General features: G+C 49.2%; 18 protein-coding genes. 3 read left to right on the forward strand and 15 right to left on the reverse strand.

Translation table 11 applies throughout. The features are described 5' to 3' along the window. The first annotated feature begins 254 nt into the window (after nt 1-254). On the forward strand, nt 255-1,697 hold the full coding sequence (locus JNE38_RS26125; RefSeq protein ID WP_203353979.1) for an FtsK/SpoIIIE domain-containing protein: 1,443 nt from the start codon (nt 255-257) through the stop codon (nt 1,695-1,697). Then, a complete protein-coding gene (locus JNE38_RS26130) occupies nt 1,681-2,274 on the forward strand; it encodes a replication-relaxation family protein (RefSeq protein WP_203353980.1) in 594 nt (197 codons plus the stop codon). Before JNE38_RS26125 ends, JNE38_RS26130 begins: the two co-directional genes overlap by 17 nt. 77 nt (nt 2,275-2,351) lie before the next feature. Here JNE38_RS26130 and JNE38_RS26135 read toward each other — a convergent pair whose 3' ends face one another. From JNE38_RS26135 to JNE38_RS26155, 5 genes are all read right to left on the reverse strand, one after another. After that, nucleotides 2,352-2,801, reverse strand: a complete 450-nt coding sequence (locus tag JNE38_RS26135) for a hypothetical protein (RefSeq protein WP_203353981.1) — start codon at nt 2,799-2,801, stop codon at nt 2,352-2,354. A gap of 11 nt (nt 2,802-2,812) precedes the next feature. Then, entirely contained in the window at nt 2,813-3,496 is a 684-nt protein-coding gene (gene dcd, locus JNE38_RS26140; RefSeq protein WP_203353982.1) for a dCTP deaminase, read from the reverse strand. 177 nt (nt 3,497-3,673) lie between these two features. Further along, a complete protein-coding gene (locus tag JNE38_RS26145) occupies nt 3,674-4,012 on the reverse strand; it encodes a YolD-like family protein (RefSeq protein WP_203353983.1) in 339 nt (112 codons plus the stop codon). After that, entirely contained in the window at nt 3,997-4,119 is a 123-nt protein-coding gene (locus JNE38_RS31015) for a hypothetical protein (RefSeq protein ID WP_275296611.1), read from the reverse strand. The genes JNE38_RS26145 and JNE38_RS31015 overlap by 16 nt, the downstream gene beginning before the upstream one ends. A 109-nt stretch (nt 4,120-4,228) precedes the next feature. Further along, nucleotides 4,229-4,504 carry a WYL domain-containing protein gene (locus JNE38_RS26155; protein ID WP_343071376.1) on the reverse strand — a complete coding sequence of 92 codons (276 nt, stop codon included), beginning with the start codon at nt 4,502-4,504 and terminating at the stop codon, nt 4,229-4,231. 404 nt (nt 4,505-4,908) lie between these two features. Here JNE38_RS26155 and JNE38_RS30840 point away from each other — a divergent pair, with 404 nt between their 5' ends. Then, the gene (locus JNE38_RS30840; RefSeq protein ID WP_238933469.1) at nt 4,909-5,112 is read left to right on the forward strand and encodes a hypothetical protein; all 204 of its coding nucleotides are present in this window, start codon (nt 4,909-4,911) and stop codon (nt 5,110-5,112) included. A gap of 41 nt (nt 5,113-5,153) precedes the next feature. Here the strand turns inward: JNE38_RS30840 and JNE38_RS26160 are convergent, their stop codons facing one another. The 10 genes from JNE38_RS26160 to JNE38_RS26205 form a co-directional block, all read right to left on the reverse strand. Beyond that, entirely contained in the window at nt 5,154-5,840 is a 687-nt protein-coding gene (locus JNE38_RS26160; RefSeq protein ID WP_203357752.1) for a glycoside hydrolase family 73 protein, read from the reverse strand. Further along, nucleotides 5,840-6,127: a phage holin family protein gene (locus JNE38_RS26165; RefSeq protein ID WP_203353986.1), complete on the reverse strand. Its 288-nt coding sequence runs from the start codon at nt 6,125-6,127 to the stop codon at nt 5,840-5,842. Before JNE38_RS26165 ends, JNE38_RS26160 begins: the two co-directional genes overlap by 1 nt. Then, nucleotides 6,124-6,489, reverse strand: a complete 366-nt coding sequence (locus JNE38_RS26170; protein ID WP_203353987.1) for a coiled-coil domain-containing protein — start codon at nt 6,487-6,489, stop codon at nt 6,124-6,126. Before JNE38_RS26170 ends, JNE38_RS26165 begins: the two co-directional genes overlap by 4 nt. Nucleotides 6,490-6,577: 88 nt before the next feature. Beyond that, the gene (locus JNE38_RS26175) at nt 6,578-6,748 is read right to left on the reverse strand and encodes a hypothetical protein (protein ID WP_203353988.1); all 171 of its coding nucleotides are present in this window, start codon (nt 6,746-6,748) and stop codon (nt 6,578-6,580) included. A 13-nt stretch (nt 6,749-6,761) separates the two neighbouring features. After that, nucleotides 6,762-7,028 (reverse strand): hypothetical protein, encoded by a 267-nt coding sequence (locus tag JNE38_RS26180; protein ID WP_203353989.1) that lies wholly within the window; start codon nt 7,026-7,028, stop codon nt 6,762-6,764. Nucleotides 7,029-7,037: 9 nt separating this feature from the next. Next, a complete protein-coding gene (locus tag JNE38_RS26185) occupies nt 7,038-8,159 on the reverse strand; it encodes a hypothetical protein (protein ID WP_203353990.1) in 1,122 nt (373 codons plus the stop codon). 12 nt (nt 8,160-8,171) lie between these two features. After that, on the reverse strand, nt 8,172-9,761 hold the full coding sequence (locus tag JNE38_RS26190; RefSeq protein WP_203353991.1) for a Gp37-like protein: 1,590 nt from the start codon (nt 9,759-9,761) through the stop codon (nt 8,172-8,174). A 7-nt stretch (nt 9,762-9,768) separates the two neighbouring features. After that, nucleotides 9,769-10,338 carry a hypothetical protein gene (locus JNE38_RS26195; RefSeq protein WP_203353992.1) on the reverse strand — a complete coding sequence of 190 codons (570 nt, stop codon included), beginning with the start codon at nt 10,336-10,338 and terminating at the stop codon, nt 9,769-9,771. A gap of 4 nt (nt 10,339-10,342) precedes the next feature. After that, entirely contained in the window at nt 10,343-11,188 is an 846-nt protein-coding gene (locus tag JNE38_RS26200; RefSeq protein WP_238933470.1) for a phage tail family protein, read from the reverse strand. A 22-nt stretch (nt 11,189-11,210) separates the two neighbouring features. After that, a complete protein-coding gene (locus JNE38_RS26205; RefSeq protein ID WP_203353994.1) occupies nt 11,211-14,537 on the reverse strand; it encodes a phage tail tape measure protein in 3,327 nt (1,108 codons plus the stop codon). Between the last annotated feature and the right edge of the window lie 195 nt (nt 14,538-14,732).

Here is a 14,732-nt window from a genome sequence, read left to right on the forward strand (position 1 = left end):
TCAGTAACATAATGGGCAGACTTGAGAAAACATAAACTCGTCTGTGGAGAAAAAAGTGTAATTTTGGACAACCAGTCTCTCGTAGCCATTAGTACACCAGTAACCTCACCAGCGGCTGACGCACAAACCAACATAACCCTACCGTAATAAACAAGCCAAGAAACCGCAAGGCGTTGCCAAACAATAAACCTGTTAAGAGCGAAGCGAAGGAGCAGAGCGAGGCGCTGAGCTCGGGCCCAAGGAGGCGGAATTGTATGAACGTTTTGGAGAGTGTTACGACTGCCCTGGATGATTTCCTGCAGGACATTTTCCGTGAAATCGTGATCGAGTTGTTTGGGGGCACTATGTTTGGAGGGCTGCCAAGCGTTCGCCTGGCTGACGGGTTGTATTTTCTGGCCAAAGGGTTCACCACTGCCTGCGTGCTTACCTATTGCGCGTTGAAAGTCCCGGGATGGGTAAACGATCGAATCAAAGTAAAGGAGCGACTTGTCCGGGGGTTTATTGCTGCAGGGATCTACATGGAGAAACAGCGCCGCGACTTGGGCGACGGCAAGATCAAATCATACCGGATATTCCCGACCATCGAGCGTGTCTCCGTCGCGGGCAGCTGCACAACTGTGAATCTGCATCTGCCGATAGGTATGGATCCCTCGGTGATCGAGAGCCGTGCCTGGGTGTTCCAGCAGCTATTTGGGCCGACTGCCCAATTGGTCAATGACAAGGCAGGAAGATTCCGGCTGCAGATCCCCAAAGAGCTGCCAACCAAGGTGGCGTATAACTTGGAGATCGCCCGCGCAGCTATGAAGAAAACAGAAGGCTTTGCCCTTTACATCGGGGAGGCATACAACGGTAGCGTGGCCGTCGACCTCAAACAAATGCCGCATGTCGGACTGGTCGGCGTCACCGGCTGGGGCAAGTCGACGGCCCTGCGTGTAATCCTGAACACCTGGCTGCAGGTATATGGTCCGGATCGGCTCCGGCTGTTTCTGGGAGATCTCAAAATGACGGAGTTTGGTCTTTATCGAAATGTACCGCATGTGGAGGGAAATATCGCAGTGAGACGATCGGAAGTAGTCGCAATGCTGGCAGAAGTTCTCGACGTTTTACGATATCGTCAGGAACGGTTTCATGATGTTGACGCGACGGATCTGGACGAATACGAGGAGTTGACCGGTGAGCGCCTGCCGAACGTAGTGGTATGTATCGATGAAGTGGCCAGCCTTGAGGGAGAAACTGCAGCTCACGACGTTCTGGAGGAGATCGGCCAGCTGGGTAGAAGCTTTGGCGTCTTCCTGGTGCTCTCACAGCAACGGGTTGACAGGGAAGTGATGGACGGCAAGCTCAAAAACAACCTAAACGTGCGGATCGCCTATCGGATGAGCGACGACCTGAACAGCCGAATGCTCCTGGGGAAGCCAGACGCTGCAGACCTCCAGGTGAAAGGCAGGTGCTTTGTCAAAGATGCCACGCATATGCGAGAAGTGCAAACTCCCTGGCTTGCACCAAAGGAAGCCAGGGCACAGATCGTAGAAATAAAAAAGCGCTTTGCCGGGGTCAAGAAGATACCACTGATCCCTCCGATCAACCCCGACATTCCGCAGTCGGTTGAGCTGGACCAACAAGAAAGTAACGAGCTGCGGGAGCTTCTGCAAGCCCTAATGGATCAGGAGGTGCAATCCCATGCGAGCACGCGATAGGGCTATTCTGAAAGACCTCGATCGTTTTCGTTGCTTATCTCGGGACGACATTATCAGGCTCCATTTCGGCGGGATCCGGGATGGCGTGAACGCGGCCAACCGGGTGCTGCGTCGTCTGCGCGATCGCGGAGAGGTCGAGCTTATTACCAGCCAGGCACCGTACGTGTATGCCGTGAAGCCCTCCCCGATCAAGCGTGATTCTCAAAAGATCCCACACTATTTGGAGATTGCTGCCGTGTACCATCAAATGGCGCAGCTGCGTGCGCCGGATATTTTCGTTCCGGAGCCAAAGTACGGTAAGGGGCTGCCTGAACCTGATATTTTTGCTCTCTGGGGTAAGCCGTTATATATTGAAGTGCAGCGAAACCAGTTTACGCCAGGAGTGTGGCATGACAAATTTGCGAAGTACCGCACGCTTTTCCACCGCGGTGAAGTAGCCCGCGAACCTTGGCAGAACAAAAACGCACCTGTTTTTCCCTGGCTGATTATCTTGACCGAGAATCGGATCCCAGTGCCAGAATGTCTGCCGTTTCGGGTTTTTCAAGTGCGGAACATCAATGAGCTAATTAAAAACTGATAAGATTAACGCTACAATAATCCCTTCACTGTTTGAGAACTACGAAATAAAAAAGTCGCCTGATGAAGGCGACTGTTCTACTTTTCTTTTCCTTTCCACCACAGCAATCCCAACAAAATCGCCAACACCACTAGTATGCCTGTCATGATCCAATCTTTTTGGGTTATTGCGTAAGTTAGGCCAGCGAGTAAGAATGGAAGGATTACTACTTCACGAAATTTATCAACGAAGAGGTTGGTCTTCTTCTTCTGAGGTTCTTCACTAATAGAAGCAGCAATAGCGTCTACCGTTGGCGTGCCCTTCATAAACTCCATCGTTTCCTCGAAAGCACTTTCAACCATTTTGTCGATCAGAGCTGTTTCCTTCTCAAGAAAAGCAATAAAAGTATCAATAACTTCTTTGCTTGGTTCCTTCTTGTGTTTCTCTCGATATAACTGCTTTAGCGAATCGATAAGGTAAGCTATGTACTGCTGGCGGGTGATTTGAAACAACTGAAGGCTTTTTATATCTCTTTGGTTAGCAGCCATTTATTTGAGACCTACAGTTGTACTTCTTTTTGAAACAGATCAAGAATTTTTGCGGTTTTCCCCTGGAGATTTGCAAATAGTGACTTTTGGAATAACAAGATGTGATCCTCAGTCACGCTCTCAATCCCATTCTCCCGCAAAAATTCGTTTATTTCCTTATCAAGATGGATCTTAGATGTCACTACACCCGTTTCGCCAACATACTTTGCTTCTTCTCGCACATTGTAAGGCTTTTCGACGCCATTTACTTCAGTCAAGACTAACTGGCAAACGCGTAATCCAGCAATTATCTGGATAGGATGTGAAGAGAAATTGCTTATTACCAATGGCAGGTTCCCTTCATAGCCTGGATTTGCAAAAGAAGACATCGCCACATCCAGGCCGAGTCTAGCCAAACTGCTACGATTATGTATGTTACCTGCTAGCGTAGAAGGCAATTTAACGTATTCACGAGTATACCCTTGAATTGTTTCACGCGGTTTCAGATAAAAGGGCTTCTTGAATAGATCAATCTCTTCATAATTATCTGAATTATCAACCATAGGATTAGAAGCGATGTTCTTGGTTGCTTTTTTAATGACATGTCCTAGGGTCAAATCAATTGATGCAGGGCCGACGTTTTTATCGTCAAACGGCTCAATATGCAGTAAGCCGCTCTCTACATATTGGGCTATTTTTGTATCCCCAAGTATCATAGTGATCTTCCCATCTATTAAATTTCGATACCCTCAATATATCGGTTCTCTAACTACCTGTCTATATTTTTCCATTCGCATGGGTCATCTGTCATAATTTGTTCGTAATTCGTTCGTCCCAAATCAACAAAAAACTCCACAGTAGTTAAACTGCGGAGTAGCTTTAAATAAGCATTTCTATACCCTAACATCAACAATGCGATCCATATTGACCCACTGGACGTCTGTGTCATTTACAATCTTGATTCGACGCCCTTGTTGATCGATCCATTTCACGGCGCCCCACATGGAGCAGGTCGATCCGAGGTTGCCTTTCACCTGTCTCCACCAGGTTACTGTGATAGCGTAATCCTCCCTTGCGGAATCACGGATCGAATAATGAAAGCTCTCCAGTTCGTCCTGTTCGATTACCGGCATGGAAACCAGTTTCTCGTCTTCTTTAAGCTGCAGGTATAGCTCCCTTTGCTCCGGTAATACAAAACGCATAGAAAAAGGATTCTCTATCTTGCTTGCCATCTGCCCTGCTCCTTTCGTTCCCACGCCTCCAGCACCGTCATGGTGTCCGGTGCGGATCGCTGCCACTCGATATACTCCTCTTTCGCAAGAACTTCAAGCACAGTCATGATGCCTCCTCTGTTGCGCCCAGTTTTGATGCACAATTCGTCCACCGTTGGCGTCCTACGTCTCCCAGCTGAGTAGTTGGCGATTACGCGCAGGACTTTTCTCTCGATATCAGACAGCACGGCTGCTCACCACCGGTGCAACAGCGAGAATGTTGTCAATGACAAAGACCCTCGGTGCCTTACGTGTGAGGCAATATGCTTTCAGGCGATCCCCTACAACCTCCAGCGGCCGTAAGGTTCGCATTGTGGTCTGGCCTTCCTGGCCCAAATATATGATCTGAACATGTTGTTGATGGTCTATGGCGCGTTGTAGTTCCTTTACCACATTGTTCGCCTCCGAATAAGAACGTTTGTTCTGTATTATATGCGAACAACATGCGAACATGCAAATGAAAAATGCTCCACTTTAGGAAGGGAGCATATCAGGCTAGTTATGTTTCCTCTATGTACTCATTTGGTTCTTCTTTACCTTCCAGTTATTTTTACAGTCTTTACAGTGATTGTATTTTGGAAGAAAGAAAGCAACCGGTGAAAGTAGAATTAAAAGTGCCGCTAAAAAAAGAACAGGGAAGAGAATGAGGCCGACCCATATCAAGCATCCTCCAGAACCAAACAAGATAAAAAACCACATCCACTTTCCCATCGTTTGCACTTTATTTGATCCGCATCGCGGGCAAGGTTCCCAATACTGACTCACTATGAATCCTCCCTTTCAAATATTAGGGATATTGTACCATTACATGGATTTAAAATGGTACAATATTGCAAATAGGCAGGCAGGTGATACCTTTGAAATTCGGCATGCGTAAGCCAAGTCTTAAAAAAAGAATTGCTGCCAGAACCAGTATAAAGCGTCAGATCGTTCACCGTGCTGGACTAAAAATGCCCCGTGGCTGGGGCTGGTTGAGGAGTCCCAAGAGATACGCATACAACCAGGTGTATCGCCGAACCACGTTTGACATCTTTGCTTTACTTAAAAAGCTGTTTAAATAGAAATAGCCCTCCACCGGTTAAACGGTGGAGGGCTTTCACTTTTACTTCGCTGGTTCTGTCACCCGGTCCAGCATAGTAAACATGAGCCAGGGCAATTCGCTCATTACACCAGCTGGATCGTCGGTCAATCGCTTTTTCCACTTATCCGGATCATTCAGCAGTCCTTTGCAAGCAAGACTATCGATCGCCTTCAAGCCTGCTTCGCGTTCCCAGTCCTCCAGCTTCAAAGCTGTGGCTGCTTCCTTATCCACAGAGTTGTCAGACTTATCAACATCATACTGGTGCAGCGCGTACGTTTCGATCAAGTTGATCAGCTTCTGTGGATAGGCTGGATCCGTCGCATACCCGCCTTCTTTGATCTTCTGACAGGCTGTCTTGTAATCAGCTCCAAGGACTCCATGGTATCGAGTAGGCTTGTCCCGCGTACCGTTCAGAATAAGAGCCGAGTGATCGGCAATCGATTCCGCCCAGCTGTTGTATTTTCGGAATTTGGCGCTTGTTTGAATCGGGGTAGATCCAACATACTCCGTTGTGGGCATGTTAACGCTGCCCGCGGTGCCGGTCCCTTTGATGCCAAACAGGTTATTTGCGTTGACAGTCAGACCGCTTTTTCCCCAATTGCTTTCCAAAATCGCCTGTGCAATGGTCAGCGAGGCAGGGACTCGAGTCTTCTTCATATCCGCAACAGCTGCAGGAGCGATCTTTGCGATAAACTCTTGCTGGGCCATCACTGATCACCCTCCCGTTTTTCAAATGTCTGCTTCCACAGCTGGTGCCCCAGCGTAGCGATCCCTGCAGCAAGAATGCCCTGGATCGTCGCCTGCACAGAAATCGCTCCAAGTACGCCCCAGGCCATGCCGATGCCTCCCCCGGTTAGAATCCAGGGAATGCTCCAGTCCGGGATCCAAGGTGTTTTCTTCAAAAACACGCCGATGACCAGGAGAGCAACAACTACAATGAGCGCCTTATCCAGCAGGAATTGATTGGCCAATGCCAACAGATCTGTTTCATTCATGATACCCCTCCACCTTTCGCTACTGATTCGATTAGTTTCCAAATGAGAGCTCCTGCGCCCAGCACAGTTCCGACAATCCAACGTTTATCGTCCCTGCCTTGGCGCTTGTCGTCCTCGATTCGTTTTTCGATTTCCTTTTTGATGTCCTCGGCCTTCTTAGTCAGGTCTGTGATCTCCGCGCTCAGCTCATCGAGACGTTTGTGAGCAGCTTTCGTGCTTTGCAAAGCTTCGAGGGCGAGTTTTTCGGTCGAATCGAGCTTGTTTGCCATGCTGCCGAGCTGCTTGATTTCTGTTTCGATTTTTCCGATCGCAACCAGGATGTCGGTGATTCCTTTTTGTAGGTCCTTGATCTCGTCCGCCACTAGCGCATGACCTCCTCACCCCCTTGGGGCAACAAAAATAGCCCCGCTAGGAACGAGGCGAACTTTCAATCTTGATGGGATTAATTTCTTACTCAATATCAGGTCGGATACTGTACACATATGCTTTGACTTGAGTAGCATCGTCCTCGGAAAGATTCGGATAACTGGTGTTTACAATTTCGTCAAGTGTCCCTTCTCCTGCGTCATAGCGAGTAACGCACGCTCGACCAATAATGTTTACCTGATAGGATTTCAACATGTCCCATTCCTCCTTAAATGTTTCCTGCGAATAGATCAGCCAGTGCCATCTCCAATTCATTGATGCGCTGCTCCATAGATGGCTTGTTGTCCACGATAACAGGCTCTTTCTCAACCTCAATAAATGAGGTACCATCATAAACCCACCCTTTTGGATAACGCAGCAATTTATCCGCAATTTCTTCTGGAACAAGAGCGGATTTCGAAAAAGGTGGATTTTCGTATCCTTGTGAAATCTGTGCAATCGTTCCGTCTGGACGAATTTGACAATATGTTTTCATGCTGCCCTCCTATGCCGTAATTGGATAGAACCTGCTCAATCCTGCCCCGCCAACTGTAGCCGCACCTGATAACGATCCTGTGTTTGCTCCTACCTGACCGCCTTCTACGGATACTGTTGCAAGAGAAGATGGAGCTATCTGGTAGACAATGCCACCGCCGCCTCCAGCACCGCCTGGAGAGTTCGTTCCGATTGCGTTTCCTCCGTTCCCACCTTTTGCCTCTACTGCGATAGCAGGGATTGGGTTTGGACTTACCACTGCAGCGATGCCGCCACCCCCACCGCCGCCTCCACCGTTTCCTGTGTCCGAGGGAGGATTAACGTTGGAGTAACCCATCGTCCCTCCATTTCCATACGCACCTGCACCGCCTCCACCACTTCGCCGCGCCACACTACCAGAAGTGTTGTAGTCGCTTGACCCTGATCCCCCCGTGCCTGCCCCCATATCAGTCGCCACCAATTGCGACAGATTCGCAAGCAAAAGCGATAGTGCATTTGCCACTCCTGCCCCGTTAACGGTAGCGACAGTATTGGTTGGTGGGAGTGGAGAGCCGCCACCTGCCGTGAAACCAAAAAACTGCCCATCAGGTCCGCGGTTTCCTTCTGTACTCGTGGTACCTGTTCCCGCTGTCGCATTTCCTCCATTCGCCCCATTGGAAATGATCTTTCCATTTCCCACAATGGTATTTGCGATAACGAGAAGTAACCCACCGCCCCTTCCTCCGGCCCCGGCATTATTGGGTCCTGCCACATTTGCACCGGGTTCAGAAGAAATCGTGCCGTTTAAAGTAAGGGTGCCGCTCACATAAATTACCTGTATGGGCTCGGTTGTTTTCAACGTATGGCCACTATTTATCGTTAAGTTTCGGTATCTCGCTACCGATTCGGATAGGGTTGTTGTCGGTACAGCTGTACTGAAATCCGTCGTGCTACCGAACGCCATTAACGAGGGGCCTGCTGCCCCCACTAGGCTCTTAAATAGAGCTACATTGAACTCGTCCGTCTTCTTTTTGTCATCCGCGCTCATAAACCCAGATTTTAATGGGGTCGCATTTTCGTGTGAATGATTCGTTGCTGCAGCAATTGCGATCCACTGACCTGATACTGGATCTTTTACCTTTGGGATCGTCATATCCTCACCTCACTAATTAGTTGTATCGATCCACAATAAACTTGGATCTGCTGGAGGGCTACTTCCTACATAATATCCTCCTGGTCCAGGTGGTCCTTGGGGTCCAACATCTCCTTTGGGGCCAGAAGGTCCTTGAGCTCCTACATCTCCTTTTACCCCCTGAACTCCCTGCGGACCTTGGGGTCCCTGTGGGCCGATATCCCCTTTATCGCCTTTTGGCCCCTGAACACCTTGCGGCCCGCTTGGTCCCGGATCACCTTTGTCGCCCTTGATACCCTGTATGCCTTGAATACCTTGAGCGCCCTGCGGACCGATATCCCCTTTATCACCCTTGTCCCCTTTTGGTCCTTTCAAATCGGCATAGGAGTAGGAAGCATCCGTATCCCGTTTGATTCCAAGGGAGGTCCCTTGCCACTGATACTGCAAACCAACTCCTGCTGGCCCCTGGGGACCAGGCTCACCGCTGCTACTTATTTCTGCCACCGGTTGTTCAGTCACCTGTTTGATTTTTTCAATCAGAGTTGGGGCTGCCTTCCCGAATGTAGCCTCTAGTTTCACTCCGATGGATTCGTATGTTTCTTTGACTTCAACGATTCGGACATGGATTCTGACTCCCCAATTCCGGTTCTGTATCGTCACGACATCCCCCAAGTCGTAATCCCTTCGATAAGTCAGGTTGGAATAGGGTAGTAGCTTCGATTCAAAGTTCTCCACCCTAGCGGTTTCAGCAAGCTTCTCATTCCCCCGATCCATCAGCATCCGCCTAATATCCTGCTCAGTTAATGGTTGCTCGGATTGATCATTGGTTCCAATATCTCTGGCATCCACGAACATCTCATAACGATCCAGTCCAGCAGCATCACCGATTGAAATAATTTTCCGTTCTGCTCCCTCTCCTTGCCCACCTACCAAAGCTACGTTTTTATGGCCTATACTGGATGAAACATAACTCTGGCTTTCTACATTGTCATACTCAATGGAGAAGATGGCGGGAGGCAGCCTGTCCTGATCGGATGTTAAATCGCGCCCCTCCAGAACTTCAAATACAAAGTGTTGATTCTCGAGGTCTAATTGAACGGCCCAACCAAGCCCAGAAGAAATGCTCAGTTTCTCTTGTTCTTCGTCTAGGGGCTTGTATCGTGTTTGAAACTGAATCTGTTGACCGCGCTGCAGATCAGTAGCGCAAACCATATGCGGAATGATTCTTCCCTCATCTTCGGGCTGAATACAATTGGCATGAACGTAATGTTTCATAATCGTTTCCACAGTGCCATTCACATAGTCATAAGCCTTTTCAGCAGGTGGGTAGGTGATTCTCCTCCCTAATAGGCCAGATAGCATCGGCCCTCTGACAACCAGCGTTTCTTTCCCATCATCATCAAAGCCGATTTCCCGATGCTTAATGATGGCCGCTTCCCTCGGATGGTCCGGCAGAAAAATAATCCGATCTTCTTGGAGAATGTTCGCGTTATGCATGGATCGATCAATGTGCAACTCAAATTCCCCTGGCTTATGCCAGCGACGAATCCACTGCAGGGATGAGTACGTGTCAATCTCACCGAGAAGAGAAAAATCAGTGTCGATTACGCGAATTGGTTTCATCCCCTACTCACCTCGTATCCACCCAAATATCCCCTGCCTTAGGAGCAACAGGTTCCGTATCCGAAACATAAACCGTTGAGGTAAGGTTTTTCGCTGTGACAACCCCCGCCACTGTCAAATCAAAACGCTCATCCGAAACAGTAGAGATGGCTGCAGAACCTGCGTTTATTCGCACCTGAGCCAGACTTACCTCGAAGATGATCTGGTCACGCTGCAGTGCAGGCGGGGCAGGATTGGTCGCGGGTGTTCCTTTTTTAACGAAAACTTTCACATACCTGCTGGCAACAGATCGATCGAGACGGATCACTACCCGATCGATCCGTGGATTTGTTATATCCGCTGCTGCGTGTGTAAGCTCAAGATCAGACGTGTTACGGTATTGATAGCCCTCCAGCAGTGCTGATCCAGCTTCCACTTTCGTTTTCAAACCGCTCACATGACTTACTTTCAAAGCAGGTAAGCCATTTGTATAAAAAAGGCCAGATGTGAGAAACTGCCTGAAAAACTTCGCAAACTCGTCCGCCTCATACTCTCGGTCCCCATCTACCGAATTAAAAAAACTGTACTCTTCCGCCACCAGGTCACACCCCCAAAAAGCGTTCACGCCACTTGACTTGGACAGGTGAACGCTCATATTCATAGCCGGTTGAATAGCTGATCTTGTTGTTTCCTTCGATCAATTGGAAAAAGATGCTGTTATTTTCGATATAGTGGAAGGCGTTGCTCACCACTCCGCTTGCATCCACTTTCGTTACCGATTTCTTCCCGAATTCTGTTTGTACAACTAGCTGCTCACCTTCAAACAAGCTTTGTTTGACTTCCACGAATTCGCCTGTCGTATCATTCTGAATCCGAATAGGCTTAGTTGCTGGACCAAAAAAGGTAATTTCTACGGGGGTTTCCACATCCCCCTCATTAGCGATGATTTTGCTCTTGCTAGGTGATTCATCTGCAAAACCGTTTGGTAAGTGAAGAGGAAATGTTAAGCCGCCATCAAAGGCGGTTAACTCCTCCGTTTTTCCTTCTGGATCCAGCCAGAACGGATTCGGACAAAGAAAGTCCACTACAAACTTGCGGTATGTTCCGCATCTGGAATCAATAAAGGTTGGGCCTGTCTCAGGCACAGCAGTAATTTCTTTTACCCCACCGTCATATTCATACCGAAGGGTACCCGGCCCCCTTTTCGGATTTAAAACCGCTACCAGCATCCTACGTATGGCAAATACATTCTCCCGACTCTGTCCGAGAAGCGCCCCCTCAATAGAGATTGATCGGGAGTTAAGAAAAGAGGCAATGTATGTTGTGCCGTCCTGGTAAGGGGATTTTTGCGTCTGTATATCAAGCTTTGGAGTCCCAACGCCCTCGAGTTTAGTAACGATAAGAGGGGCAGAGTCGCCGAAAACGACGCTCTCCCCTCGTGGATTCACATATGTGATTGTTCTCATTCCCTTACAGCCCCCATTCCAAAGCCAAACGGCGACTGACTTGAAGATTCTTCCGAGCGGTTTCAGCCGGTGACAGCGGCGTCGGACTATTGAATGTATTGTTCATAGTAACGTTAGGCTTTGTATTGGCTGCAATCGCCTTAGCCAAGGCATCGTAATCGATTGCCTGACCGCCGATTTTCGGGATATCGTAGTTCGGAATGACCTGAGAACCACGTGGTAATTTCAGCAGTTCAATGCCGTTTTCCCCGACCCACGTCCATCCCTCTTCAGTGACAGTCCCTCCATTTTTCAGTCCTGGTGCCGAGAATGACGCAGCAGCTGCACTGCCGCCTCCACCTGCCCCCGACATGCTTGAGTCGCCCGTATTGTTGCCCCCTGATCCGCCTGACCCTCCGCTAAGCGCTCCGCGTATCTGACTGATAAGTCCATCGATCCAGCCCTTGATTTGCTTCCAGAGCCATGACGTTTTGCTTTTGATCCCGTCCCATAGACTGATGACAAAATCTTCGCCAGCCTCTACGAAATCCTCAGCGAATTCCTTGATCTCGGTCACGGTATCATTCATGTAGCTGATAAAGTCGCTCTTGATCTGTTTCATGCCGCTGACTACAGTCTCTTTGGCATTATTGAGGCCATCCGTGAAGAGCCACTTAATCTTATTCCATGCCTCAGTAAAGAACGTTTTGATCGCGTTCCATGCTGTTTCAATAGACGTCCTCATCGCGTTCATCGCCAAAGCGTTAAGAGCCTTTAGACTCTCCCAAATAAACGAAAAGAACTGGAGTATCCCGCCCCATATCGTCTCGGTCAGAGTCTTGATAGTCGTCCAAGCTAATGTCAGGTATCCTTTTACAGCTTCAAGCGCCCCAAAGAATACAAGCTTGATCCCTTCCCATATCTGGCCGAACGCTACCTGTAGATTCAACCAAATCATTTGTGCATCGGCTACGAGCTGAGTAAAGTTCCCCGTAACCAGGTCGTAAATGAGCAGCACGGCACCCAGAAAGATACTTTTTATGGCGTTCCAAACGCCGCCAAAGTAAAGCTTGATTCCGTCCCAGATCATCGCCAGCCCAGCCTGCATGCTATAGAAAATTGCCATGACTCCATCGACAAATGGTGACACGATCGCCAAAACTGTCGAGACAATCAAGTTCCACGAATCCGAGGCGATCTGCTTTACGTTTTGCCACAGCGCAGCCAGATAGGTTACTATCTCGCCCCAGTGCTGCTGGATGAGGAGTGGGATTCCAATGAATGGCGCGATAACCGCGAGTATTACCGGTCCCCACTCTGTAAAAAAGCTTTGTATCCAATTCCAGGTTGTAGCAAAATACTGCTTGATCCCTTCCCAAGCAGTTTCTGTAGCGCTTAATATGGAGTCCCAAAGGTTTACCATGTACTCCTTGATGGCGTCCCAGTTTTCATAGATGAGATATGCTGCGGCAGCTAAAGCGGCGATAGCTAAAATTACTAAACCGATCGGCCCAGTGAGAGCGGTAAAAGCTCCTCCTACTCCTGCTAAAACTGGAGCGAGCATACCAAATCCTGCGGCTATTTGTGGCAAAAATCCGACCAGCAAGAGAAGTGGCCCAGCTATTAACGCGACAATCGCTGCGATAGCTCCAGCAATAGCAATAAAGGACTTTACTCCATCTGGAAAACGGTTGAACACGTCCACGGCGCTCTGAATCGCAGAGACCAATACCTGTAGAGCCGGCAGCAACGCTTGCCCAATGGAAATTTTAGCGGTGTCCACAGCTCCACCTAACTGTTCTATCGCCCCTTTAAACGTGTTCAGCTTTTGGGCTGCTACCTCATTTGCAGATATTTTCCCCATAGCCACCGCCATGTCGGTGACGCCCTTTGCGCCTTCCTTGTACAGGATATTCGCTGCCCGGATCGCGTCAGATCCAAACATCGTGTTGAGGGCAACCTGCCGTTGCTCAGCTGTCATATCCTTGAGCGCATTCTGTAACAAGTCCGCGATCTCAGACATTTCCTTTAAGTTCCCGTTGCTGTCGTAAAAAGCCGAGGATAGTGCCCCGGAGTTAAATGCCATCTCTTTGAACGCCTTATTTGCCTGTTCTGACCCTACTTTTGCGCTGACTGTCTCAGCTGAGAATGTCATCATAGCGTCTACTACGTCTGCCGTCGCACTTGATGCTGGCTTTATCCCATTGTCAGCTAGAAACTTCATCGCCTTCGCGGCATCGAATGAGATTAACCCGAGTCGATCGAACTCTCCGTATGCATCTGCAGTAGTAGGTGTCAGCCGCATCAACATTGTTTTTAACGATGTACCTGCGTCAGATCCTTTCAGCCCGTTCTGAGCAAATACAGCGAGAGCAGTTGAGGTGTCTTGGAACGTCAAGCCAACGCTTGAAGCTACAGCTGATACCTGAGATAGTCCGAACTTCATTTCTTCGACACTCGTGGCTGATGCGTTTGCGGCACCGGCCAGAATGTCAGCTGCTTGTGACACCGAGATGTTGTCATCCCGGAAAGCGTTCAAAGCGACTGAGGCGATCTCGGCCGCATCTGCTAGCTCGAGCTCACCAGCTACAGCCAGCGATAACGCTCCCTGCAGGCCGCCCCCCATAATGTCTTGTACACTGACTCCGGCTTTGACAAGCTCTTCGATGCCGCGTGCTGCCTCGGTTGCTGAGTACTTGGTATCAGCGCCCATCTTCATGGCTAGATTCTCCAGCTCTGCTGAGAACTGGGCAACCTCATCAGGTGCCATAACGGAGTAGACGTTTGCCATGCCCTGTTCAAATTCGGAAGCACTTTTCACCGCAATCCCAAGCCCTGCTGCGATACCGACACCGGCCGCCGTGATGGCAGCTCCCACTCTCTGCATTTGTTCGAAGGAGTTACCCATCGCCTGCTGTGCCTGGTCAAATGACTCTTTATATTCATCACCAAGCTTGTCCACCAGGCCGCTTTGCTTCTTCACTTCCCCGCTTACGTCCCCCAGCTTGCCTTCCAGACCCTTTAGTTCCTGCTCGGTCTTCGCGATCTCCCTTTGAAACGCCCGGTACTGACCCTCAGATATATCTCCCTTCGCAAACTGCTGATTGACTTGCTCCTGTGTTGCCTTCAATCGGTCCAGCTTTTCACGGGTATTGGCGACTGCGTCTCCCAGCAGCTTTTGCTTTTGAGCAAGCAGCTCAGTATTCGTCGGATCGAGTTTTAAAAGCTTTTCGACTTGCTTGAGCTCAGATTGGATATTCTTGCTTTTTGTATTAACGTCAGTGAGGGCTTTCGACAGCCCGGTTGTTTCCGCACCGATTACCACGTTTATACCGCGTATCGTTTCAGCCATCTCCTCACCCCCTATCTGCCGTAAAAGGCGTCAATATCAGCTTGTGTGGCTTCCCTTGGCTGATCTTCCCTAGTGCCACGAAAAATTTCTACGAAGTCGATCAAATCAATGACTCGTAGCTCGTTCACCTCTGCAAAACTAAGACCGGCCTTCTTTGCCCCTACGAGCAAGGCAATTTCAAGTCGTTCGGTTTGA

The organism is Brevibacillus choshinensis (genome assembly GCF_016811915.1).
Classification (GTDB): Bacteria; Bacillota; Bacilli; order Brevibacillales; family Brevibacillaceae; genus Brevibacillus; species Brevibacillus choshinensis_A.

Coding starts and splice junctions, on each gene's coding strand:
- JNE38_RS26125 (WP_203353979.1), top strand. CDS start 255: ATGAACGTTTTGGAGAGTGTTACGACTGCCCTGGATGATTTCCTGCAG.
- JNE38_RS26130 (WP_203353980.1), top strand. CDS start 1,681: ATGCGAGCACGCGATAGGGCTATTCTGAAAGACCTCGATCGTTTTCGT.
- JNE38_RS26135 (WP_203353981.1), bottom strand. CDS start 2,801: ATGGCTGCTAACCAAAGAGATATAAAAAGCCTTCAGTTGTTTCAAATC.
- dcd (WP_203353982.1), bottom strand. CDS start 3,496: ATGATACTTGGGGATACAAAAATAGCCCAATATGTAGAGAGCGGCTTA.
- JNE38_RS26145 (WP_203353983.1), bottom strand. CDS start 4,012: ATGGCAAGCAAGATAGAGAATCCTTTTTCTATGCGTTTTGTATTACCG.
- JNE38_RS31015 (WP_275296611.1), bottom strand. CDS start 4,119: ATGACTGTGCTTGAAGTTCTTGCGAAAGAGGAGTATATCGAGTGGCAG.
- JNE38_RS26155 (WP_343071376.1), bottom strand. CDS start 4,504: ATGTTCGCATGTTGTTCGCATATAATACAGAACAAACGTTCTTATTCG.
- JNE38_RS26160 (WP_203357752.1), bottom strand. CDS start 5,840: ATGGCCCAGCAAGAGTTTATCGCAAAGATCGCTCCTGCAGCTGTTGCG.
- JNE38_RS26165 (WP_203353986.1), bottom strand. CDS start 6,127: ATGAATGAAACAGATCTGTTGGCATTGGCCAATCAATTCCTGCTGGAT.
- JNE38_RS26175 (WP_203353988.1), bottom strand. CDS start 6,748: ATGTTGAAATCCTATCAGGTAAACATTATTGGTCGAGCGTGCGTTACT.
- JNE38_RS26180 (WP_203353989.1), bottom strand. CDS start 7,028: ATGAAAACATATTGTCAAATTCGTCCAGACGGAACGATTGCACAGATT.
- JNE38_RS26185 (WP_203353990.1), bottom strand. CDS start 8,159: ATGACGATCCCAAAGGTAAAAGATCCAGTATCAGGTCAGTGGATCGCA.
- JNE38_RS26190 (WP_203353991.1), bottom strand. CDS start 9,761: ATGAAACCAATTCGCGTAATCGACACTGATTTTTCTCTTCTCGGTGAG.
- JNE38_RS26205 (WP_203353994.1), bottom strand. CDS start 14,537: ATGGCTGAAACGATACGCGGTATAAACGTGGTAATCGGTGCGGAAACA.